General features: G+C 54.0%; 19 protein-coding genes. 6 read left to right on the top strand and 13 right to left on the bottom strand.

Going from position 1 to position 23,010, the window contains the following annotated elements; genetic code table 11:
- Positions 1-23 precede the first annotated feature (23 nt).
- Positions 24-1,076 (bottom strand): class I fructose-bisphosphate aldolase, encoded by a 1,053-nt coding sequence (locus tag ACT3RP_RS11605; RefSeq protein ID WP_444671928.1) that lies wholly within the window; start codon positions 1,074-1,076, stop codon positions 24-26.
- Between the two features lie 237 nt (positions 1,077-1,313).
- On the opposite strand from ACT3RP_RS11605, the gene ACT3RP_RS11600 reads away from it, so the two are divergent.
- The 6 genes from ACT3RP_RS11600 (at position 1,314) to ACT3RP_RS11575 (ending at position 8,610) form a co-directional block, all read left to right on the top strand.
- Positions 1,314-2,372: a FecCD family ABC transporter permease gene (locus ACT3RP_RS11600; RefSeq protein WP_301733814.1), complete on the top strand. Its 1,059-nt coding sequence runs from the start codon at positions 1,314-1,316 to the stop codon at positions 2,370-2,372.
- Entirely contained in the window at positions 2,369-3,154 is a 786-nt protein-coding gene (locus tag ACT3RP_RS11595) for an ABC transporter ATP-binding protein (RefSeq protein WP_096277632.1), read from the top strand. Before ACT3RP_RS11600 ends, ACT3RP_RS11595 begins: the two co-directional genes overlap by 4 nt.
- Positions 3,154-4,347, top strand: coding sequence for an ABC transporter substrate-binding protein (locus tag ACT3RP_RS11590; RefSeq protein WP_483393817.1), 1,194 nt, complete (start codon positions 3,154-3,156; stop codon positions 4,345-4,347). The genes ACT3RP_RS11595 and ACT3RP_RS11590 overlap by 1 nt, the downstream gene beginning before the upstream one ends.
- Before the next feature lie 46 nt (positions 4,348-4,393).
- The gene (locus ACT3RP_RS11585) at positions 4,394-6,532 is read left to right on the top strand and encodes a TonB-dependent siderophore receptor (protein ID WP_444671926.1); all 2,139 of its coding nucleotides are present in this window, start codon (positions 4,394-4,396) and stop codon (positions 6,530-6,532) included.
- A gap of 132 nt (positions 6,533-6,664) precedes the next feature.
- A complete protein-coding gene (gene hpxO, locus ACT3RP_RS11580) occupies positions 6,665-7,885 on the top strand; it encodes an FAD-dependent urate hydroxylase HpxO (protein WP_444671925.1) in 1,221 nt (406 codons plus the stop codon).
- A gap of 98 nt (positions 7,886-7,983) precedes the next feature.
- A complete protein-coding gene (locus ACT3RP_RS11575; protein WP_444671924.1) occupies positions 7,984-8,610 on the top strand; it encodes a LysE family translocator in 627 nt (208 codons plus the stop codon).
- Between the two features lie 118 nt (positions 8,611-8,728).
- On the opposite strand, the gene hydA is transcribed toward ACT3RP_RS11575, so the two are convergent.
- From hydA to ACT3RP_RS11515, 12 genes are all read right to left on the bottom strand, one after another.
- On the bottom strand, positions 8,729-10,156 hold the full coding sequence (gene hydA, locus ACT3RP_RS11570; protein WP_483393816.1) for a dihydropyrimidinase: 1,428 nt from the start codon (positions 10,154-10,156) through the stop codon (positions 8,729-8,731).
- Positions 10,153-10,563, bottom strand: coding sequence for an allophanate hydrolase-related protein (locus tag ACT3RP_RS11565; RefSeq protein WP_444671922.1), 411 nt, complete (start codon positions 10,561-10,563; stop codon positions 10,153-10,155). Before ACT3RP_RS11565 ends, hydA begins: the two co-directional genes overlap by 4 nt.
- 16 nt (positions 10,564-10,579) lie before the next feature.
- Complete coding sequence (locus tag ACT3RP_RS11560) at positions 10,580-11,461, bottom strand: DMT family transporter (protein ID WP_444671921.1); 882 nt, start codon at positions 11,459-11,461, stop codon at positions 10,580-10,582.
- The gene (locus tag ACT3RP_RS11555; protein WP_444671920.1) at positions 11,458-14,430 is read right to left on the bottom strand and encodes an FAD-dependent oxidoreductase; all 2,973 of its coding nucleotides are present in this window, start codon (positions 14,428-14,430) and stop codon (positions 11,458-11,460) included. Before ACT3RP_RS11555 ends, ACT3RP_RS11560 begins: the two co-directional genes overlap by 4 nt.
- A gap of 9 nt (positions 14,431-14,439) precedes the next feature.
- Positions 14,440-15,318: a 4-hydroxy-tetrahydrodipicolinate synthase gene (dapA, locus tag ACT3RP_RS11550; RefSeq protein WP_444671919.1), complete on the bottom strand. Its 879-nt coding sequence runs from the start codon at positions 15,316-15,318 to the stop codon at positions 14,440-14,442.
- Between the two features lie 19 nt (positions 15,319-15,337).
- A complete protein-coding gene (locus ACT3RP_RS11545; RefSeq protein WP_444671918.1) occupies positions 15,338-16,618 on the bottom strand; it encodes a TRAP transporter large permease in 1,281 nt (426 codons plus the stop codon).
- The gene (locus ACT3RP_RS11540) at positions 16,615-17,175 is read right to left on the bottom strand and encodes a TRAP transporter small permease (RefSeq protein ID WP_444671917.1); all 561 of its coding nucleotides are present in this window, start codon (positions 17,173-17,175) and stop codon (positions 16,615-16,617) included. Before ACT3RP_RS11540 ends, ACT3RP_RS11545 begins: the two co-directional genes overlap by 4 nt.
- Before the next feature lie 16 nt (positions 17,176-17,191).
- Entirely contained in the window at positions 17,192-18,163 is a 972-nt protein-coding gene (locus tag ACT3RP_RS11535) for a TRAP transporter substrate-binding protein (RefSeq protein WP_444671916.1), read from the bottom strand.
- A gap of 260 nt (positions 18,164-18,423) precedes the next feature.
- Positions 18,424-19,086 (bottom strand): GntR family transcriptional regulator, encoded by a 663-nt coding sequence (locus ACT3RP_RS11530; protein WP_444671915.1) that lies wholly within the window; start codon positions 19,084-19,086, stop codon positions 18,424-18,426.
- A 247-nt stretch (positions 19,087-19,333) separates the two neighbouring features.
- Positions 19,334-19,954 carry a TetR/AcrR family transcriptional regulator gene (locus ACT3RP_RS11525; RefSeq protein WP_096277623.1) on the bottom strand — a complete coding sequence of 207 codons (621 nt, stop codon included), beginning with the start codon at positions 19,952-19,954 and terminating at the stop codon, positions 19,334-19,336.
- A 91-nt stretch (positions 19,955-20,045) separates the two neighbouring features.
- Positions 20,046-21,542 carry a CoA-acylating methylmalonate-semialdehyde dehydrogenase gene (locus ACT3RP_RS11520; protein WP_444671914.1) on the bottom strand — a complete coding sequence of 499 codons (1,497 nt, stop codon included), beginning with the start codon at positions 21,540-21,542 and terminating at the stop codon, positions 20,046-20,048.
- Between the two features lie 36 nt (positions 21,543-21,578).
- On the bottom strand, positions 21,579-22,976 hold the full coding sequence (locus ACT3RP_RS11515) for an omega-aminotransferase AptA (RefSeq protein WP_444672026.1): 1,398 nt from the start codon (positions 22,974-22,976) through the stop codon (positions 21,579-21,581).
- Positions 22,977-23,010: the final 34 nt, after the last annotated feature.

Here is a 23,010-nt window from a genome sequence, read left to right as displayed (position 1 = left end):
CCAAGCGCTGCCGTAGAGACCGATCAGGCTATCGTCACGTCGGTAGAGAGATAGACATCCTGAATCGCATGCAGCAGATCAACGCCTTCCTGCATCGGTTTTTGGAATGCTTTGCGCCCAGAAATCAGGCCCATTCCCCCCGCACGCTTGTTAATAACCGCTGTGCGTACTGCATCGCCAAGATCAGAGTGCCCTTTGGAGCCACCGCCGGAATTAATCAAACCCGCACGGCCCATAAAGCAGTTGGCTACCTGATAACGGGCCAGGTCAATGGGATGATCAGTCGTCAGCTCGCTATACACTTTATCGTGGGTATGCCCGAAGCCAACCGCGTTGTAGCCGCCGTTATTCTCAGGCAGTTTCTGTTTAACGATATCCGCTTTAAGGGTGGCGGCCATGTGATTGGCTTGACTGGTGAGGTCAGCCGAGGCGTGATAATCGTTGCTACCCTGTTTGAACTCAGGATTACGCAGGTAAGCCCACAATACCGTCACCATTCCCAACTGGTGGGCGCGCTCGAAAGCCTCGCTAATCTCCATGATTTGCCGACGGCTCTCGTGAGAGCCAAAGTAAATCGTCGCCCCCACTGCCACGCAGCCCATGTCGTGGGCCTGCTCCACATCGGCAAATAGCGTCTGATCGTATATCGCCGGGTAGCTCAAGGTTTCGTTATGATTGAGCTTTAACATCATTGGAATCTTATGAGCATAACGTCGCGCTACGGAAGAGAGTACTCCTAGCGTTGAAGCCACGCCGTTGCAGCCTCCTTCAAGGGCTAACTCGACAATATTGGCCGGGTCAAAGTAACGCGGGTTAGGCGCGAAAGAGGCGCCTGCCGAGTGCTCAATGCCCTGATCTACCGGCAACAGGCTGAGATAGCCAGTGCCTGCTAAGCGGCCATGATTAAAGAAGCTCTGCATATTACGCAGTACCGCCGGGCTGCGGTCGCTATCGGCCATCACGCGGTCAATAAAATCAGGGCCAGGAAGATGCAAGTCCTCACGACGAACTCCCTGGCACGTATGGTTAAGCAAGCTATCGGCGTCACTGCCTAGCAGAGCGGGTAAATCAATCATGATGAACTCCTTGAGGGATTTCGTAACAAAAAGTAAGCACGGATCAGATACTGCTTTAATAGAGCCTAGTCTTTCAATAGAGCATAGCGGAAACCCCACCGCAATCAGGCAACGCCTGGTTTCCCTGCGGTTGACAAAGCTACGACTAAAGGATGAAAATACAATCACGAATGAGTTTTAGTCGCAAATAAGACTAATCCTGATAACTTTTCGCTCTCACCTGGAAACACCTTCACAATGCCCGCGTCTTCGCCGCTTGCTGCTCCGTTGGCATCCACCTATCGGCGCTTCATTGTTACCCGTTTGCTGATTGTCGCGGGGTTAGCCATAGCGTTAGCGATATCGCTGCTCGCTGATATTGCCAGTGGCCCTGCGAATATCTCAGTGACTGATTTAATCGCACTGCTATTGGATCCTCATGCTCAAGGGCCGATTCAGCAAGCCATTGTTTGGGAAATCCGCCTCCCTGCCGCACTCATGGCAGTGCTGGTAGGCGCAGCGCTGGGGCTGGCAGGGGCAGAAATGCAAACGGTGCTGAATAACCCGCTGGCCAGCCCGTTCACGCTAGGCGTTGGTGCGGCGGCCACCCTAGGCGCTTCGCTGGTTATTGTTTTCAATCTCACCTTGTTTGGTTTAAACGCCCACTACGCCACCGCTTTAATGGCATTTATGTTTGCGGCGGCGTCGATGCTGACTATCAATGCTTTATCTCGTCTCTACGGCGCCAGCCGTGAGATTATTGTGTTATTCGGCATTGCGTTGGTATTTGTACTCAACGCGCTGGTGGCACTTTTGCAGCTCATCGCTAGTCCCGATGCGCTACAGCAATTAGTGTTCTGGACGATGGGCAGCCTCTCACGCGCCTCTTGGGACACGGTGGCCATCGTGGCAGTGGTATTAGCCATTTGTATGCCTTTCTCGTTGCGCAGCGCCTGGGCAATGACGGCACTGCGCTCGGGTGATGAACATGCGCGCAGCTTCGGGATTGCGGTTGAGCGTTTGCGACTTATCTCGCTACTTAGAGTGAGCCTGCTCGCCGCTGCAGCAGTCGCGTTTGTGGGCACCATTGGCTTTATTGGGCTAGTCGGCCCGCATATGGCACGCCTGGCATTGGGTGAAGATCATCGCTTTTACTTACCGGGCAGCGCCTTGGCGGGGGCGCTGGTGCTATCGCTCGCGTCGATCGCCAGTAAAACGCTGGTCGATGGGCTGGTGCTGCCTGTGGGCTTAGTAACCTCGCTGGTAGGCATTCCCTTCTTTATGGCGTTAATCATGCTGCAGGGGCGCGCGCGATGAAAGCAGGCTTTACGCTCAGCAACGTCACGACCGGCTACCGCAAACGGCGCGTTTTCGAGCAGCTAAGCTTGCCCACACTGCCACCCGGTTCACTGGTCGCAGTGTTGGGGCCCAATGCGGTGGGTAAATCGACCCTGTTAAAAGCCATCGCGGGCTTACAGCCAGCCAGCGGACGTATGCAGCTTAATGATATCGACCTCACCACCCTCAGTGGCGCCGCGCGGATGCGTCATGTGGGCTATCTACCGCAAACGCTCCCTCAGGCCACCACGTTAGTGGCCTACGAAGCGGTACTGAGCGCTTGTCGTGCCGTGCGCCCCGACCTAAGCCGTACAGAGATAGACACGTTAATCGAGCGCGTTTTCGATGCACTGGCCATTCGCCCGTTAGCGTTGCGCCCGTTGAGTGAGCTCTCCGGCGGGCAGCGTCAGATGGTTGGCCTAGCTCAGGCGATCGCCCGCCAGCCCGCACTATTACTACTGGATGAGCCCACCAGCGCGCTAGATTTGCGCTGGCAGCTGGCGCTGATTGATACCGTGCGCTCGGTAATAGCGGAGCGTCAGGCGGTCTGCCTAATGGCTATCCACGATATCAACCTCGCCCTACGCTTTTGTGATCAAGTGCTGCTATTTGGTAACGGGGGGCTACTGGCTGCAGGCGATCCTCACGAGGTGATCACCCCCGACGTGCTGCACACCGCCTATGGGGTCGAGTCCCGGGTCGAGCGATGCTCGCTAGGGCGGCCACTTGTGCTCAGTGATCGCGTCAGCGAGCCATTGTGATGTTTATATCAACAACCACCATTTATGATCATCCGATGCGTCGCTTGGCTATTAATTTTCTGTGTTGGATGAGCCTGTTAATCGCTGCCGCTTGCTGGGCAACCGATTCACAGGCGGGCGATTCTAAAGACTTTCCTAAAACACTGACTGATCTTGCTGGGCGTCAGGTAACGCTTTCAGCACCGCCCACACGCTTGTTTCTTACCCAGCCACGCCAGCTTTATGCCTTGGCAACACTTCTAGATGACCCAACACCGCGCTTAGCGGGCTGGGCCTATCCGCTGGCCGTATTTGACCCCGCCATGGCTCAACGGTTTCTCACCCAGTGGCCTGCGCTTGATCAACTGCCCGCTCTTTCAAGCGCGCCGACACCCCAACTCGATAGCGAAGCGCTGCTTAATCTGGCCCCAGACTTAGTACTGCTTGATCTCGCGCGCGCTAGTAACTTCGAAGGCTCTCCGCTGGCGCAGCTACTGGACGAGCTAGGTATTGCCTACCTGTTTATCGACTTTAACCGCCACCCGCTGGAGAACACGCCCAAAAGCCTTGCGCTTTTAGGCGAGGCCTTGAACGCGATGCCTCGAGCTAGCGCAATGATTGCCCTAATTGAACAACGCTTGGCGCGTATCGACCAGGGCTTGGCAGACTTGAAGCTGGCGGAACAGGCCGCCGATGCCCCCACCGTGCTAATCAATGTCGCCCCTGGGCTAAAAGTGGACTGCTGCCGTACCAATCTAAGCAACGGGCTAGCCGACCTAGTAGCCCGGGCAGGTGGCGATAATCTTGCCGATGCATTAATTCCCGGCGCATCGGCAACGCTGAGCAATGAATGGGTGCTCAGCCACCCACCCGACGTCATCCTCAATACCGCGGGGCAGTGGACAGCGGGTGATGGTGTGCGCGTTGGACTTGATATCAGTGCTGATGATATCAGCCAGGATTTGCGGCATCTGAGCCAATCGCTTCCCGGCTGGGCGCATCTTAACGCCGTTCAGAATGGACAGTTTTATGCGCTATGGCATGGTTTTCATCAGGGTCCTTTCGCCATTGTAGCGCTCGAACGTATCGTCCAATGGCTCTATCCCGAACACTTCACTGACCTTGATCCGGCCGCCACCTTCAATGCCCTACTACCTATCACGCCAGCGCTAAGTCACGAAGATCACTTTTGGGGCGCACTCAACGCTCCATAATCCTTGGCCCACTCCCCCTCTGACAATAACAGGATCTGTATCGACCATGCTGCGCTCCCGAACCTTTGCATTGTTTTCGCCACTGCTACTGCTGAACCCACTGCCCGATGTCTATGCACAACAGACCCAGGCACAACAGGTCTACGAACAGCAGGCCAACGAGACCGCGCCAAAAACACTGATCGTCACCTCAGATCGGCTCACTGACGTGGCTCCGCGGAGCTATCGTGCCCAGCGCTCAAGCCTTGCCAGCAAACAGCCGGTGTCGTTTTTAGAAGAGGCCCGCGCCGTGGAGACCGTCACCGCCCAGGTGATGGCCGACCATGACATCGACAGCTTGGACGAAGCAATGGCGATGGTTGCAGGGGTGACCGCAGGCAATAACATGGGGGGCACCGAGGATGGCTATATTAAACGCGGCTTCGGCAGCAACAGCGATGGTTCGATTCTGATCGATGGCATTCGCCAACCGCGCGGCACCTTCTCAATGGCAACGGTGGATCATGTCGAAGTACTCAAGGGGCCTGCCTCGCTATTTCAAGGCCAGCAGGATCCTGGCGGGGTGATCAACCTGGTCACCAAACGGCCTGAGTACGAGTGGCAGCGCGAAATCAGCGCCGAAGCCACCTCCTTGGGTGGCGGCAATGCCAGCGTGGATGTCACCGGGCCAATTGCCGATACCGGCCTGGCCTTCCGATTTATCGTCCATCATGAAGATGAAGACTCCGCGCGCGTTTTTGGTCATGATCGACGCACGATTATTGCCCCTTCGCTGCGCTGGGAAGGCCGCGAAAGTCGCGCACAAATCTCCTATGAGTATCGCGACTACGACTTGGATCTGGATCGCGGCACGGTGATGATTGATGGTGAACCCGCCAAGGTACCTAGTGAGCGCCGTTTCGACGAATCCTGGTCGCGGGTTTTCGGTCACGACGAAGCCGTCACCGCCTGGTGGGAACAGGATATTAACAACGACTGGTCAACACGGCTCACCTACGGCTGGAACCGCCGGCAGTACAGCGATGGCCAACCGCGAGTACTAAGCGTTAACGCGCAGAGCGGTGCATTAACACGTCGTGCAGATGCTAATGAAGGTTATGACCGCCGCGTACAGTACACCGCCTGGGATACTACCGGCACCGCCACGCTGGCAGGCATGCGCCACGACCTTACCGTAGGAATTGACCACGAACGTCGCCGCGACTATCTGGCCGAGGTGTATCGCGGCTCGTCGGTGACTGATCAAAACATTTACGCTATGAGCTACGGCGGCCTGACGCTGGATAGCGATAGCCTTAACACCTCGCGCAGCAACCGCTTGGATGAGGTTAATACGACCGGCGTTTATCTCAATGATCGCTGGCACTTCAACGACCGCTGGACGCTGGGGCTAGGCGGGCGCTATACACACTACGAGCAGTTTTCCGGCCGTGGGCAGGACTTCATCACCGAGACGGATACCAGCGACGATATTTTCCTGCCATCAATCAGTCTGCTGCATCGCCTGACCCCGGAGACGTCCGTTTATGCCAGCTACAGCGAAGCGTTTGTGCCCAATGGGGCCGACAGCGATACCGGACAGGCGCTGGATCCTGAACACAGTATGGGCAGCGAAATCGGTGTGAAGCATCTATGGAACGACCAGTTCTCGTTGGCCGTTGCGCTGTTCGATATCCGCAAGGAGAATGTTGCCGTCTCAGACAACGGTGTGACCCGCACGGTAGGCGAAGCGGGTTCACGGGGGGGGGAGCTAACGGTTTCCGGCCAGTTGACTGATCAGCTTTCACTACTAGGCGCTTATGCCTATACCGACACCGAAGTACTTAAAGACACCGAAGATACCCAGGGCAACCGGCTGACCAACGCCGCACGCCATACCGCCACCCTCTACTTGGCACACGATTTAACAACCGCGCCTGGCCTGGGCAACTGGCGCTTAGGTGGTGGGGTTCGCTATGTGGGTGAGCGCGAAGGCGATGCTGACAACAGTTTCCAGTTAGACGACTACACCGTCGCTGACGCGTTTATCGGCTGGGACACCCCTTGGCTGGGCGACACCCTTCACCTGCAGCTCAATGCCAAGAATCTGTTCGACACCACTTACTACCCTTCAAGCGGTGGCAACACACGGGTCGTGGTCGGCGATCCCCTAGAGGTCAGCCTACAGGCGTCGGTTAGGTTTTGACGCCCAGGTAAGTAACGACTGACTTGGCACTATGATTGCCTATACATTAAGGTTTAACGCTGTATACAGTTCGCGGTAACAGCTGATATGACGTGTTAGCCGTTGTGCCTTCCCATTTTCAAGGAGCTCGCTATGTCTCGCCCTCTGACTACGCCTCTCAATATTCTCGTTATCGGCGCGGGCATTGGCGGGCTGAGCACCGCTCTCGCTTTCCAGCGGCAAGGGTATCAGGTCACGGTGGTTGAACGCGTAGCAACGATGCGTCCAGTAGGCGCGGCGCTCTCGATATGGTCTAACGGCGTGAAAGTCATGCATCAACTGGGCCTTGGTAACGCCATTGAAGGCTTAAGTGGCAACATCACCCAGATGCGCTATCTGACGCATGACGGTCAACCCTTAACCGATTTTAGCCTGGTGCCGCTATTTGAAGAGATCGAGCAGCGTGCATGCCCTATTTCTCGCGCCGCCCTACAACAAATGTTGCTAGACGCGGTAGGCACCGAGCATGTGCAGTTTGGCCGCCGCTGTCATGATTACACGCTGACGCACGACGGTGTTTCTGCGCATTTTGACGATGGCGAAAGCCTGCACGCAGACTTATTAGTCGTCGCGGAAGGTACTCATTCAAAGCTGCGCGGTAAGGTCGTGGGTCACCCCGTTGAGCGCCAATACGTGGGTTATGTGAACTGGAATGTACGCGTGCCTGCCGATGATGCCTTGGCACCGCAGAGTCACTGGGATCAGTATGTCGGCGACGCGAAGCGTGTCTCGTTTATGCCCATGGGCAACGGGGGCAATGCCGAAGGCGCGCAGGAATTTTATTGTTTTCTTGATGTACCGCTCCCCGCTGGCACCACCAACGACCCCAGCCACTATCGCGATGAATTACGCGCACACTTTGCAGGCTGGGCTGCGCCGGTGCAGGCACTTATCGAACGCTTCGACCCTGCGCGCATGGCGCGTGTGGAAATCTACGATATTCCTCCGCTTGATTCACTGACCGCACCGCGTGTTGCCCTTCTAGGTGATGCTGCTCATGGCATGGCACCCGACCTTGGCCAAGGCGGCTGCCAAGCGATGGAAGACGCCTGGGTGCTGGCTCAAGTCGTGCAGCGCGCACTTGAAGAACATACCGACACCTCATCTGCCATTGCCAGCGCCTTGACGCAGTACGACGCGCAACGCGTTAGCCGAGTGGGAGAGATCGTCCAGCGCGCCCGTAAGCGCGCGGAGATGATTCATGGGCACGACGCCGCCCAAACGCAAGCCTGGTACGACGAACTCAAGCGTGAGGATGGTCAAGCCATTATTAAAGGATTGAAGACAACGGTTACCAGCGGGCCACTGGGCTAGTGAAATGTTAACGTTCCATAGGTGCGGGCTTGCCATCAGCGCTTAGATAGATACCGGTCGTCTGACTAACCGGCTTTATCCTCTTAGGAGATATACCCATGCCACTTTCCACTTGGCTGCTGTTTGTTGCCATGGCGCTGGTCAGCATTGCGAGCCCTGGGCCCGCTTTTTTAGTCGCGGTGCGTAATGGCATGGCCGGTGGAACAAAGCGCGTGGCGCTTTCCTCGCTGGGCAATATTATGGGATTGCTAATACTGGCGAGCGCCGCGGTATTGGGGTTAGGCGTGATATTAAATGCCTCAGAAACGCTGTTTAGCCTGCTGAAATTTGGCGGCGCCGCTTACTTGATATACTTAGGCATTCGCCAGTGGCGTAGCAAACGCTCACTGGCAGTACCGTCCACCGCTGCCAAGCCCATTCCTCACTGGCGCATTTTCAGTGAAGGCCTGCTGGTCGCCATGAGCAACCCAAAAGCAATCCTGTTTTTTACTGCTCTGTTTCCTCAGTTTTTGGATACACAGCGCGCGCTGCTTCCGCAATTTTCTATGATGGTAGGCACCTTTATGGTGCTTTCATTCGCCACCTTAATGGCCTACGGCGGGCTCGCGAAACATCTCACTCGCTGGCTGAGCAACACACGCCGAGCAAAGTGGGTCAATCGCATCATGGGCAGTGCTTTTATCGGTTTAGGCGTAGCGATTTTGCGTATGCGACAGCCCATCTAATCGCTGGCCAATACTCATACCGTCAGCCCAATACCTCTTAAAGTCATCGTAGTCACTGACTGCACGGCTTTTTCAAACTGCAGGTCGTCTAGCGGTTTATCATCATTGAGCATTAAAGCTAAAACCCCTTACTAACGCCTTTAGGCATTGCTGGCTGGGGGCGTTCGCACGGTAAGAAACATCCCTCACCCGGCCCACCTATAAAGATATTCTCTTTCCAGACAACCTGACCGCGCAATAACGTTGTTATAGGTTTACCTGTGAGGGTCATACCTGAATAAGGCGTGTAATCAACATTGTGATGTAGCCTATCGTTGGTAATCGTCCACTCAAGAGTAGGGTCCCATATCACGATATCGGCATCAGACCCAACGGCAAGTGTTCCTTTACGAGGATAAAGACCGTATATCCGAGCCGGATTAGTGGATGTTAATGCGACAAATTTGGTGATGTCGATTCGGCCTTTTAAAACGCCTTCTGAAAACAGAAGAGGGAGCCTAGTCTCAACACCTGGAATACCATTTGGAATGTGCTTAAACGACTTGCCTTCAGCCGACTTTTTACCTTCCGCATCCTCATAACGGAACGGCGCATGGTCTGAAGAAAAAATTTGAAAGACTCCGTTTTCAAGTGCCTCCCAAACAGCCTCTTGACTTCGCGCATCACGGGGAGGAGGACTACAGACACACTTTGCGCCCTCAAATCCATCCAACTTCAAGTCGTCAGCTGTTAGGAACAGATATTGAGGACACGTTTCAGCATAAATCCTTAAACCTCGCCCTTGCGCCCAACGTATCTGTTCAATCGGCTCCTGCCCTGACACATGTACAATAAGAACAGGGGTATCGACTAATTCGGCAAACGAAATTGCGCGATGGGTTGCTTCTCTTTCTACCACGGGCGGGCGAGAGGTTGCATGGAAGCGCGGTGCGGTTTGACCGGCGGCTTCAAGCGCATCACTTAACCAAGCAATGCAGTCAGCATTCTCAGCGTGGATCATTGTCATCGCACCTTCTTGCCTTGCGACAGCCAATGTCTCTAAGATCTCCCGGTCATTTAGCTTGAGATCGTCGTAGGTCATGTAGATTTTAAAAGACGTGTATCCTTCCTCGATCAGAGAAGGTAACTCCTCTTTTAAGACTAGGGGCGTGGCATCAGAAACAATCAGATGGAAAGCGTAATCAACACAGGCATTACCATCTGCCCGGCGATGATAATCTTCTACCGTCGCTCTTAACGTATCGCCTTTTTGCTGCGCAGCGAACGGAATAACCGTTGTGGTGCCGCCACAGGCTGCTGATCGAGTGCCCGTTTCGAAATCATCAGCCATTTGGATGCCTGGCCCCGATGGCTGATCGAAATGACAGTGAGCATCGACACCACCTGGCAAAACGTAATGCCCTGACGCCTCTATCTCTTCCTTACCGGCACCTAGCGACTCTCCTAATGCAACAATCCTCCCATCGCGAATGCCGATATCACATATAGTCGTATCGGAAGCGGTGACAACAGTGCCGTTACGGATGACTAAATCGTAACCCTTCATACAGACGTCTCACCCTTGGCTGAAAGATACGCTAACCAGCCACCCCGATTGGTAATATCTACAACGCCATCAACGTTAATATCCTCTTCACGCATTATCATGCTCAAAGAGCCGCTTCCATCTTCCAGTTCGATAATACTCAGCTCTAACTCGGAAGGTTCGTTGGGAAGCAATGACTCGCGAAGCTGAGCATAAGTGACTTCATAGACTTCACCAGGGATGGACTTACCGCCCTGTTCTACAGGCCATAGCCCAGGGAATTCATCACGCACGGAGTAAAAACGATACTTCGCGGCAGTATTAACGGCGCCCAAAAACTTAGCCTCCTTTAAAGCAAAATTGATACTTCCGCCAGACATCGCCTGACCGTTAACAAACATAAGCACCGTTCTAGATTGTTCGCTCATAAAGCCTCCTATCCGTTTAATGTCGATGGCGCTCATTGATAATGAGATAACCACCTGCTAAGGCAACAATGCCTGCTCCGATGAACGTGTCACGGGTGGGATAGTCACCGAAAAACCAGTAGCCAATGAGCGTTGCCCAAATAAGCTGTGAATATAAAAAGGGAGATACCAGTGAAGCCGAGGCCGAACGCATTGCCTCGATCAGCGCAAAATGACTGAGCGCACCGAGTAATCCGATCAAAATAAACAGTGGGATATCCTGCGCTTGCACGGGCACCCAGAAAAAGGGAACCACCAACGTGCTGACAACGCCCCCTGCGGCGGCTGTATAAAGGAGCGAGGTAAGCGAGGAGTCCTGCGCGGCAAAGTATCGCGTTGCCAGTTGATAAAGCGCAAAGCACACCGCCATCCCTACCGGCAATAAAAGCTCGACGTTAAAGTCACCCACATCAGGCTGAACAGCAATCAGAACGCCTGAAAACCCACAGAGAACTGCCAATATACGTTTAGCACCAACACGTTCATTTAAAAGCGGTATAGCAAGTAGCGTAACGATAAGCGGCGAGCTGAAGTTGACAACATAGACCTGCGTGAGAGGTAACGCACGAACCGATAAGTACGCAAATATTGTGGCTCCCAGCAGCAGCAAGCCCCGGCCAAATTGGCCCCAAGGTGCACGGCTTTCAAGCTCCCTACGATTAAGCCTACCCAAAATGATCAGTAGCAATATCAGGACAATCAAGTGAACGCTATAACGCGACCAGGCCAACTGCACAGAGGAGTAGTCATCGCCCAGATATTTGGCCAAAGAATCCATTGCTACAAAAAGTGCCGCAGCCACTAGCATACAGACAATGCCGCGCAACGGGCGCTGTGCAGGAAGTGTCAATGACGTCACGCCGCACCCTGCCCCTCAAAACGCGCGAGCGAAAACGGTGCCAGATTCCAGTCGCTCTTGCCGCGCGTTATCAAATCCGCGGTGATCTGTCCGACCAAAGGCCCAAGTGTGAAGCCGTTGGACGTCACCGCATTATAAAAACCGGGGCGGTGAGGTACTTCACCTAAAATAGGGGCGCCATCGATGTTGATATTGATGGCCGCCCAGGTACGCAGTACACGCAGTTGATTTAAAGCGGGCAACACATGCTGGGCGACCCAAAGATTACCCTCGATACTTTCCAGAAGCGGTCGCTGGTAGCCAAAGGGAATGCTCAGCCCGGCAGGCCAACCGCCACCAATAATCACGTTGCCGTTAGCCGCCTGCTTGAGGGTCAAATGACGATCGGCATGGGCAAGCAGTACATCAACAACTGGCTCTGCTGCTTCAGTCACGATCATCTGCAACGGTGCGGCGTGTACGGGCACGCTCACCCCTGCCAGCTTACCGATTTCGCCCGCCCATGCCCCAGCGGCGTTGACGACTTTACCTGCCCGGTATTGGCGGCCACTGCTGGTGGTTGCCTCCCACTTTCCGTTGGCATACTCCAGGCTCTGAACTGCCTCGCTGGTAAAAAAGCGCGCGCCGGCCTGTTGGGCGGCGCGTACCAAAGCGGGGGTCGCCAAAAGCGGATTTATTTTTCCCTCTTCACTGCACCACGCCCCACCGATGACCGCCTCTGAAATAGCGGGTAGCTTATGTTCGATATCGGCGCGGCCAATCATCTGGGTATCGATACCGAGCGAGCGTTCAAGCGCTGCTTTTCGTTCGAGAAAGCGCATCTGCTCTTCACTTTCAGCCACCATGATGCCGCCGCTGCGCTTGAATTCGATATCACTATCAAGCTCTTTGGCCAGCTGCTCCCAGAGCGATGCACTCGCTTGCTGAAGCGGTAAGGTACTGGCAGCGGGGCCACCGCCACTTTCGGCTTTTTTGCCAAAATCGAACGACAGCAGCTGGACGTGTAAGCTTCCCGCATTGCCACCCGACGCTTGGCCGTTGGGAAGCCCTCGATCCAATACCGCTACGTCAACGCCCTGCTTGGCGAGCGACATCGCGGTAGCACTGCCCGCAATGCCGGCGCCAATCACCAACACGTCGACCTCGATACTTGGTGGCGATGTAGTCGATTCGTTAATAACGCGCGCGGTAGGCATCGTCACCCGCCGGTGACCGGCCCACTCCCCTTTTTCAATAGCCAGCGCGCCAATCGCGATCGGTTTAATAGGATTTTGCGGTGCGGGCAAATCAAACTGGCTACCGGTTTTCTGGTCACTGGCGATGAGCATATTAACCGTGGCGGCGCAGTAGCGGCCCTGGCACCGCCCCATACCCGCTCGGGTTTGACGTTTGATAGAGGCCACATCGCTACATGGCTCGCGCCCGCTTACTATCTCTTTTGCGGTAATCCCTTCACAGCGGCATACAATCGTATCGTCGGTGATGCCCGCCAGCGGTTTGAGCGGAGAAGAAAACGCGCTCCAGAGCGCTTTTTGAAAGTGTTGGTGCTTTCGCTGTTGTGAAGACCAATGGGTAGTCGTGTCTTCTACGTTATACCCACAGTGCTTCGCAGCGGCGGCACCAGATAGCGCGCCTTGAGCCAAGGCTAACTGGGCACCACCAAACCCACCCGCTTCACCCGCAATGAAAACACCCTCGACATTGCAGCGACCATCGGGAAAGCGCTCGGCGGAGAGCACCTTGAGTGCGGATGACGTGTCGGATGCGTAATGATGCTCTACCCCCAGCAGTCGGCTGATTTCGGCTTGTGGCTGAAAACCATAACCCAAGCCTACCGCTTTTACCTTGATATGCAGCATCGGCTGTCCAAGCTCGCCCTCGGCGGTGACCGGGGCTAGTGTTACGCTATCGACGGCGTTGTCGCCTTCAATCGCTGCAATCGCATAGCCATCAAAGACAGGCACCTGAGCACGCTTGAGCGTAAACATGTATCCAAGCCCTTTACCAATGAGCGATGGAGCATGACGCGTCGCTTTACCGGTCTGGGCAAGCGCGGTCAACGAGGTTAATTTTGCGCTTTCTACAACCCCCGCCACCTCAACGCCCGCCTCGACCAGTTCGGCCGCAACCTGCAAATTAAGCGGGCCGTTACCCGCGATCAGCACTGGGCCCGGTGGTGCCGTGCGGTAAGAGCGCAGCAGGGTTTGTAGTCCACCTGTCGTCATTACGCCCGGGAGTGTCCAGCCTGGTACGGGATAAGGAAGCTCAGTTGCTCCAGTCGCGATAATAACGGCCTTTGGCTCGACTATTAGCGCTTTGCCATCACGCTCGATGCCAATACGAAACTGATCGTGCTCTTCACGAAACACACCCCATACCAGGGTGTTGCGCCACTGCTTGATATCAGCCGCCGCCAGTTCATCAATCAGCGTCCGTCCCGCTTGCATCTGCTTATCGGGCGCTTTGCCGTCTTTAGTTGAATAGGCTGATGAAAGCTGCTTGAAATATTGCCCACCCAGACTGGCACGTTCGTCGACCAGCAGTACGCTCGCTCCCGCTTTTCGGGCTGAAAGGGCGGCCTGTAAACCGGCGGGCCCACCGCCTACAACCAGCACCTCTACCGCCACGACTTCAAGCGACTCTTTAGGGTCGCTTTGATGACGGCTAGCATCGGCATCAAATGCCGTTTTATAAGGGTGATGCTTAACTGATTGCCCATGCTGAACAGGCGTCATACATGCGCGTACACCGGAACGCTCATCCACTGTTACCAGGCACTCAAAGCATGCCCCCATGCCACAGTAATGGCCATGCGTTCCACCCAGACGACCTTCGCGCTGAGACAGATGGCCCGCACCCACGAGCGCGGCGCCCAGGGTTTGGCCTTCCACGGCACTGACCTTTTTGCCCTCGTAAGTAAAGGTTATCTCTTTAGCGTTTTTAGAGATCCTGCGTCCCAGCGCGTCCATTTGAGCCCCTTACTTCAGCGAAAGCTTGCGAACGATCTCATCGGCCCACGCCTTGTCTTCAGGAGGCGAGGGAAGGCGCGGAGCACGTGGATGGCCAACGCTCTTACCCATCGATTCAAGCAGCGCTTTGGTGCCAGAGACGTAGCGATGGCCAAACACGAAATCGATGACGGGCAGAATGTTGTGATACACGGACCTGGCGCGGTCCAAATCCTTCTCAACGACCGCGGCCGTGTATAGGTCAGCGAACTCAGCGGGCATAACGTTGGAGCCGACCGCCACCCAGCCGATCGCACCTTCCACATAGGATTCGAATCCCAGCACCCCACCAAACACGCCTATCTTGTCCCCGCAGAGTCTAATGATGTCTCGAACGCGGGTGATCTCAAGCGTTGACTCCTTGATGTAAGCCACGTGTTCAATATCGGCAAGCCTTGCCACTGTCTCGGGCAACATGTCGACGTTGGCCGCATTGGGGTTGTTATAAATCATGATCGGTATCGAAACGGCATCCGATACCTGCTTGTAATGGTGATAAAGCTCGTCTTCGGTCGGGCAACTGTAATAAGGCGGAATAATCATCAGCCCGTCTGCGCCCAGTTGCTCGGCCTCTCGGCTATAACGTACAACGTCGTTGGTATTTTCAGCTCCGGCACCTATCAATACAGGAACACGCCCCGCCGCTTGATCGATGACGGTTTTGGCCACCAGTCGGCGCTCATCGTCGGTCATCGAAAGAAATTCACCAGTACTTCCCAGAGGGATCAGGCCGTGAATGCCCTGCTCGATCTGCCAGTCGATAAACGTGCGCAATCTTTCGACGTCAACCTTCAGATCTTTATCAAAAGGCGTAATAAGAACACTATAAGTACCAGCAAACTGGGACATTTAAATCTCCGACTCAACGTTAACGATTTCTAAAAAAATCGGGTAAAGCGGTAACGACATAAGGGACGTAAGTCGCCAGCACCAGTACGGCTAGCATAAAACTCAAAGGCAAGATGATCTTGGCCGCCACGCGCATGATGGGGCGCTGGGCAATACTGCTGGCGACAAACAGGGTGATGCCGTAGGGCGGTGTAATCATCCCGATAGAAAGATTGATGATAATCACTACGCCCAAGTGGAGCGGGTCGATCCCATAGCTTTGCGCCACGGGCATCAAGACAGGTACCAGGATCAAGATGGCCGCAATGCTCTCCATAAACATGCCGACAAAAATCAGTCCGACATTGAGTAGAGCCAGAAATACCCAGGGGTTGTCGGATAAGGACTGAAGAAATCCGACCAGCAACTGAGGCACGCCCTCTCTAGCCACTAACCATGAGAAAATATTGGCCACGGCAATGATCATCATCACGGAGGCCGAAATACTTGCCGCCCGCAGTATGAGATGCGGCAGGTCACGAAGTTTGAGTTCTCTATAGATAAAGAGCCCCACCAGCAGCCCGGTCGCAACGGCGACCGAGGCGGCTTCGGTCGGAGTGAAAACGCCGCCGACAATACCGCCGATAATGATGATGGGCATCAAAAAGGCCGGGATGGCCTTTAAAGCGGTCGCGCCCAGTTCACGCAAGGAGAAAGGCTGTATCTGACTATACACACCGCCGTGACGGCGGGCATGAAAGTACCCCGCCAGCAATAGACCCAGCGCCATTAAAAACCCTGGGACGATACCCGCGATAAACATATCGCCTACCGAGATGTTACCCACTGAGGCCAGCACGATCATCATTATGGAGGGAGGAATAATAGGTCCTAGAGAGCCCGCCGCGGCCATCAGGCCCGCGGCAAAATCGATATCGTAACGACGCCGTCTCATCTCGGGCAGCATCAAGGAGGCAGTGGCTGCCGTATCGGCGGAGCCTGAGCCAGATACCGCGGCAAGACCGGTACCCGACACCACCGACACCAGTAGCAGCGACCCTCGAATCCAGCCGACCAGCGCGGTGGCAAAATCGATCATGCGTCGCGCGATACCGCCGCGCTCCATCAAAAGCCCCGACAGAACGAAAAACGGGATGGCCATGATGGTAAAGCTATCCAGGCCCGCGAACAGACGTTGGGAAATGATGCTGTTGGGAATCCCTTCGCCCATTAGCACGACACTCGCCGAGACCCCCATGGTAAACACGATGGGAGCGCCAGCAATTAAAAGAAGTACAAATAACACCATGACCATTATCATAATGTGGCTTCCTCTTTATTATTGTCAGCGCACTCTTTAGCGAAAACTTTCTTTAAATAGGCAATACAGAATTCGAGGAAGAAATAGCCAAGCCCTACCGGCAAGGAGAGATAAGGTATCCACATGGGAATACCTAACGCCGGCGAGGTTTGCATTTGGCCGATTTGCAATAACCGCTGGCTACCGAGAATAGCCAGCCATAAAAACCAGCTGCCAAAAAGCAAAATAAGCAGGGCGGTAATTCGCTTTAAAGTATCGGGGAGGACTTCATAAAGAATATCGACGCCAATATGCAGCTTTTCACGCATGGCAATACCGGCAGCGAGGAAGATAACCCATATCTGAGCAAAGGTAGCCGTCTCTGCCGCCCCCGCCACGGAAAAACCGAAGACATACCGTCCTGCTACTAGCGTCAGGATTGCTACAACCATATAGCTGAACAAAACAACGACACATACAGCAATCAAGAATCTGATACCCTGCAGCACTCGCTCGGCTACTTGCACAATAGGGGCCATAACTCCTCCTGAAGTAGCAGGGCTATCCATGATGATCATGAATAGCCCCGGCTATTTAACGCAGCTGTTCGATAAGGTCCAGGAGCTCTTGCTTCTGATCCGTATCAACGAATTCGCTATAAACCGCCTGAGATCTTACGCGGAAGGGTTCAAGATCGGGCTGGGTAAACTCGACACCGGCACTTAAAAGCTCTTCACGAATGCGCGTATCCATTTCGGCATACACCTGGCGCTCGTACTCTGCAGACTCAGCACCCGCCACTATTAGTGCCTGCTGTACGTTGTCAGGCAGGCTCGAAAGCCGCTGCTCGGACATGATCAGATCCGCGACCAATGTGGTCCAGCTCACTTCAGCAAGGTAGGGCGCCACTTCATAAAATCGCTGCGCCTGGTAGTTGGTAAAGGCAGCTTCAGCACCATCCACCACGCCGGATTCCAACGCTGCGTAAAGCTCGCTGTAGGCAAGCGGCGTCGCGTTGGCACCAAACTCGTTAAAAGCGGCTACGTGAGCCGGAATCTGCATGGTTCTAATACTTTGGCGTTCTAGGTCTTCGATGCTGTTGACCGGCTCCTTGGTCACGATATGCCGAATACCCGCCTCATAAAAACCCAGTAGCTGAAAGCCGCTCTCCTGCATGGATCCGGCCAGGCGTTCACCAACCTCACCGTCCATGACGCGATACATGTGCTGACGATCATTGAATAGAAAAGGCAGATCGAAAATCGACAGCTCAGAAACGAAGTTGGTCAAGACACCGTTGGTGGGAACGGCAATATCCAGAGTGCCCAGCAGCACACCTTCGATCATTTCCCGCTCATTACCCAACTGATTATTAGGAAAGATTTGTACAGTAACTTCACCGTTTGTTTCGCGCTCGACAACTTCAGCAAACTTCTCCAAGCCTTTTTGATAAGGCTCACTTAAATTGGCCGAGTGCCCAGCTCTCAGTACTAAGCTTTCAGCCCAAGAAAACGTGGAATAAACAGAGGCAAGTGCAACAATCCCAACAGCTATAGATTTTTTCATAATTATTTCTCTTAGACGTTGACAGCTTATTTGTAGACCACTGGTATACCACATGTCAACTCATAAAATAGATTATTATTATAATATCCTTGCGCTTCAAAAAGGTGATAGATAAAACAAATTGCACAAAGACTGTGCATCCGCATAACGATTTAAAAGATCCCCCACCATATAGACTTTAGCATAAGACATAGAGATGTTTTTAATACTCAATTTACAACCAGTATGCACCAGATCAGCGCTTGCAATGCTAAGTTATATTAGAGAGCTTCAAAAATATTTTTCTTCGTCTCACGTAAATGATCGAGCATGGCTATACGCGCCTTGTCAGAATCACCTTCTACGATGGCGTTAATAATCGCTAGATGTGCGTCATATCCGGGAAAAGATTTAGCGGGCAGAGTCTGGTTTTCAAATATCTGCGTCGTTTTTCTTAGCTCAGAAATAATTTTAAGCAGCACCTCATTGCCTGTTGCCTGTGCTATCCCCATATGAAGCGTCTGATCAAACTGCCACTGTTGCTTGAGGCCAACCTGGGTTGATTTTCTTATAGCATCAAGCTTTTCAGCCCAATCACTAATAATTTTTGTGTGGGACTTTGCTGCCGCCATTGCAGCTGCTTCAGGCTCTAACAACTCTCGAACTTGTAATGCAGCAACATATTCATCAATCGCTATTTTTTTGACGCCAATAGTTCTGGAGTTCAAGCGAATTAACCATCCTTCAGCTTCTAAGCGTCGCAGCGCCTCTCTGACAGGCGTTCGTGACATATCAAGAACATCCGCAAGCCGACGCTCTTGAACGATATCGCCACCGGACATTTCGCGAGCCAGAATCATTCGCATGATCGCCTCATAAGCAACGCTAGAGAGGCCGCCATAATCAGCTTGCTCGTAAGAAACACCATTATTCACTGCTAACATATATGTTGAATCTCTCTATTTAAAAGACCGTCTGGATACTGCTAAGAAGGCATTGTAACGAGAATTTCTGCGTTCAACCTACATTGAAAGTCTATTTCCACCATAAGCACAGTCAATAAGACTTATAACTAAGATAATGGGAGTCATATTGCAAACTGCATTACCGTTCTTGATTAGCCACCACGCCGCATCCAGCCCTCATAGAACAATCTGACTTAGGTCATGTCGAGGAGCAATTGAGCACTGCTCATACCGTCAGCCCAATACCTCTTAAAGTCATCGTAGTCACTGACTGCACGGCTTTTTCAAACTGCAGGTCGTCTAGCGGTTTGTCGTCATTGAGCAAGTAGATTTGGTAGTCGAAGTCGGCGTAGTGTTGGGTGGACGCCCAGATCATATAAAGTAGATAGGAAGGCTCAACAGGGTGGATCTGGCCTGATGCGACCCACTCGCTAATTTTCGACTCTTTGAGTTTAGCCCATTCGTAAAGATTGTCGCGCAGGCGCTCTTTTAGGATCGGTGCGCCCTGCATGACTTCGGCCGCCCACACTTTAGAGCCGTGGGCGCGATTGCGGGAGTGGGTCATTTTGGCGCGAATGTAAGTGGACAGCACCACGCGAGGGTCATCGTAGAGTTCAAAGCAAAGCGCGTCCTGCTTCCATATTTCCAGCAGCTCTAGCAATACCTCTTGGTAAAGCGCTTTTTTAGTGGCGAAGTAGTAGTGCACGTTGGACTTGGGAAGTTCAGCCAGCTGTGCAATTTCTCCCATGGAGGCGCCGGCATAGCCTTTTTCCGCGAACAGTTGCTCCGCGGCCTGGAGAATCTTCTTAACGTTGGTCTGGCGAATTTCGTCCTGGGTTCTTGCCACGCTGCACTCGTCCCTTACGTCGAAGATAGGCACAAAAAAGCACCGCCGGAGAGCGGCGGTGCTGAGAAGATCTCCTATTTACGCTATAACGTCAACTCTGATTGGCGGGGAATGAGAACTCCGCTTGCGTCGCTTCGCTAACGGAAGGCCAGCGTTGAGAAACAGCTTTTCGACGCGTGTAGAAACGCACCGAATCAGGTCCATAGGCGTGAAGATCACCAAATAGCGAGCGCTTCCAACCACCAAAGCTGTGGTAAGCGACCGGTACAGGCAGCGGGACGTTAACACCGACCATGCCCACCTCAATACCGTCGGTAAAGCGTCGGGCGGCTTCACCGTCGCGGGTAAACAGGCAGGTACCGTTGCCGTATTCATGGTCATTAATTAGCTGCATGGCATCATCTAGGCTACCGACCCGCATGACACAAAGCACTGGCCCGAAGATCTCTTCCTGATAAATACGCATATCAGCCGTGACATTATCGAACAGGCAGCCGCCAACGAAATATCCCTGCTCGTGGCCTGACACCGTGAGGTCACGACCATCGGCTACCAGCGTTGCGCCTGATTTTACGCCATCTTCAATGAAGCCCAGTACTTTGTCGCGGTGCTCTGCGGTCACTAGCGGGCCCATATCCAGCCCTTTCTGAGTGCCGGGGCCAATTTTTAGCTGCGCGATTTTCGGCAGCATGGTTTCAACCAAACGATTAGCCGTTTCATCACCAACGCATACGGCAACTGAGATCGCCATGCAGCGCTCGCCGCAGCTACCGTAAGCCGCACCCATTAGAGTATTAGCGGCGTTTTCCAAATCGGCATCGGGCAACACTACGGCATGATTTTTCGCACCGCCCAGCGCTTGAACGCGTTTACCAGCGGCCGCACCACGGGTGTAGATCGCCTCAGCCACCGGCGTCGAACCCACAAACGAAATAGCCTTCACGGCCTTGGCATCCAACAGCGTTTCCACCGCTTCGCGACCACCGTGAATCACGCTCATCACGCCTTTCGGTAGCCCGGCTTCTTGAAGCAGCTCAGCCACGGCCATTGAGGAAGAGGGGTCTTTTTCCGACGGTTTGAGAATGAAACAGTTGCCACAGGCAATTGCCATCGGATACATCCATAGCGGCACCATAGCCGGGAAGTTAAACGGGGTAATACCTGCAACGACGCCCAGCGGTTGGAAATTAGACCACGCATCAATGCCAGGCCCTGCGTTGTGGGAATACTCACCTTTTAGCAGTTCAGGCACGCCGCAGGCGTACTCAACGTTTTCAATGCCACGTTTGAGCTCACCCATAGCGTCTTCTGGCGTTTTGCCATGCTCTTCGCTGACCAGCTGCACGATGCGGTCAGCGTGCTCTTCGAGCAGTTGCTTAAAGCGGTACATAACTTGCGCGCGCTTGGCCGGTGGCGTATCTCGCCAGGCGGGAAACGCTGCCTGAGCGGCATCAATGGCCTTTTCAACATCGGCCGCAGAGGCATCAGACACTTGGCGAATGACAGCTCCCGTTGAAGGATTGGTAACGTCCAGCGTGCGCTGGCCCTTCACTAACTCACCGTTGATCAGGTGGGAAATAACACTCATTTTTATACTCCGAAACCGGTTTTATCAAAAAATAGGCTATGCCAATGAATCAAGGGTGGTCGCAACGGCGTCGAACAGGCGCTCTAGCTCGGCATCGGTGGTGCCAAAGGGAGGGCCAAATTGCAGCGTATCGCCGCCATAACGTACGTAAAAGCCTGCTTTCCAAAGTGCCATATGTGCATCGCGTGGTCGAATCGTTGGGTCGCCGTCACGAGGCGTTAACTGGATCGCGCCCGCTAAGCCGTAATTGCGGATATCCACGACGTGGTTGCGGCCCTTGAGAGCATGCAACTTCTCTTCGAAGCGCGGCGCAATGGCGCTAACCTGGGCGGGGAAATTTTCGCGCTCCATTAACTCAAGCGCCGCCAGCCCTGCTGCACAGGCCACCGGGTGAGCGCTGTAGGTATAGCCATGCGTAAACTCAACGGCATGCTGGGGCCCACCAATGTGCATAAAGGTGTCAAAAATCTCGCGTGATGCAATCACTGCGCCCATGGGTACGGCGCCATTAGTGATCTGCTTGGCCACGTTCATGATATCTGGCGTCACGCCAAACGCCTGGGCACCGGTGGTCGCACCGCTACGCCCAAAGGCGGTAATCACTTCGTCAAAAATCAGCAGAATATCGTTAGCGGTGCAGATTTCGCGCAAACGATCCAAGTAGCCTTTGGGTGGCACAATCACACCCGCCGAGCCAGACATTGGCTCAACAATCACAGCCGCAATCGTCGAGGCGTCGTGTAGGGCTATTTGATCAAGCAGCGCATCGGCAAGCTCAGCCCCCGTTTCTGCCTGGCCACGGGTATAGGCGTGGCCCGCTTGAAGCGTGTGCGGTAGATGCGTGACATCCATCAACTGGCCGTAATGCTTACGATTGCCACCGATACCGCCAAGGCTTGTGCCACCGACATTGACGCCGTGATAGCCCTTCGCTCGGCCAATCAGGCGCGTTTTCTCAGGCTTACCTTTAAGCCGCCAATAGGCTTTGGCCATCTTGACCGAGGTATCGGCCGCCTCGGAGCCTGAGTTGGTAAAAAATACGTGATCAAGCCCGGTAGGCATAAGGCTGGCGACTTTTTCCGCTAACTTAAACGCCAGCGGATGGCCAAGCTGAAAGCCTGGGGCAAAGTCGAGAGTGCCTAGCTGTGCCGCGACGGCTTTTTGGATTTCTTCACGATTGTGGCCTGCGCCGCAGGTCCATAGCCCTGACAGCGAATCGAATAATTTGCGGCCCTGGTCATCAATGTAATAGCGCCCTTCCGCCCCCGTGATCATGCGTGGGTTAGCGTGAAAATCACGATTAGCGCTGAACGGCATCCAGAAATGCTGATTAAGCGCACTGTTTGAGGCGCCCTGCTCTGACGGGAGTTCTGAAGAAAGTTCTGAAGAATGCTCTGATGTTTGCGGTGTCGTTTTGCTTTTTATTCCAAACATGGTGTCCAGCTCCATCGCGTTAAGACGTTGCATC

Origin of the sequence: Halomonas sp. AOP5-B2-8 (assembly GCF_052376475.1) — a bacterium.
GTDB classification, from domain to species: Bacteria; Pseudomonadota; Gammaproteobacteria; order Pseudomonadales; family Halomonadaceae; genus Vreelandella; species Vreelandella casei.
The sequence above is the reverse complement of the archived record's forward strand: the minus strand, read 5'-3'. Positions and strand labels throughout refer to the sequence as shown.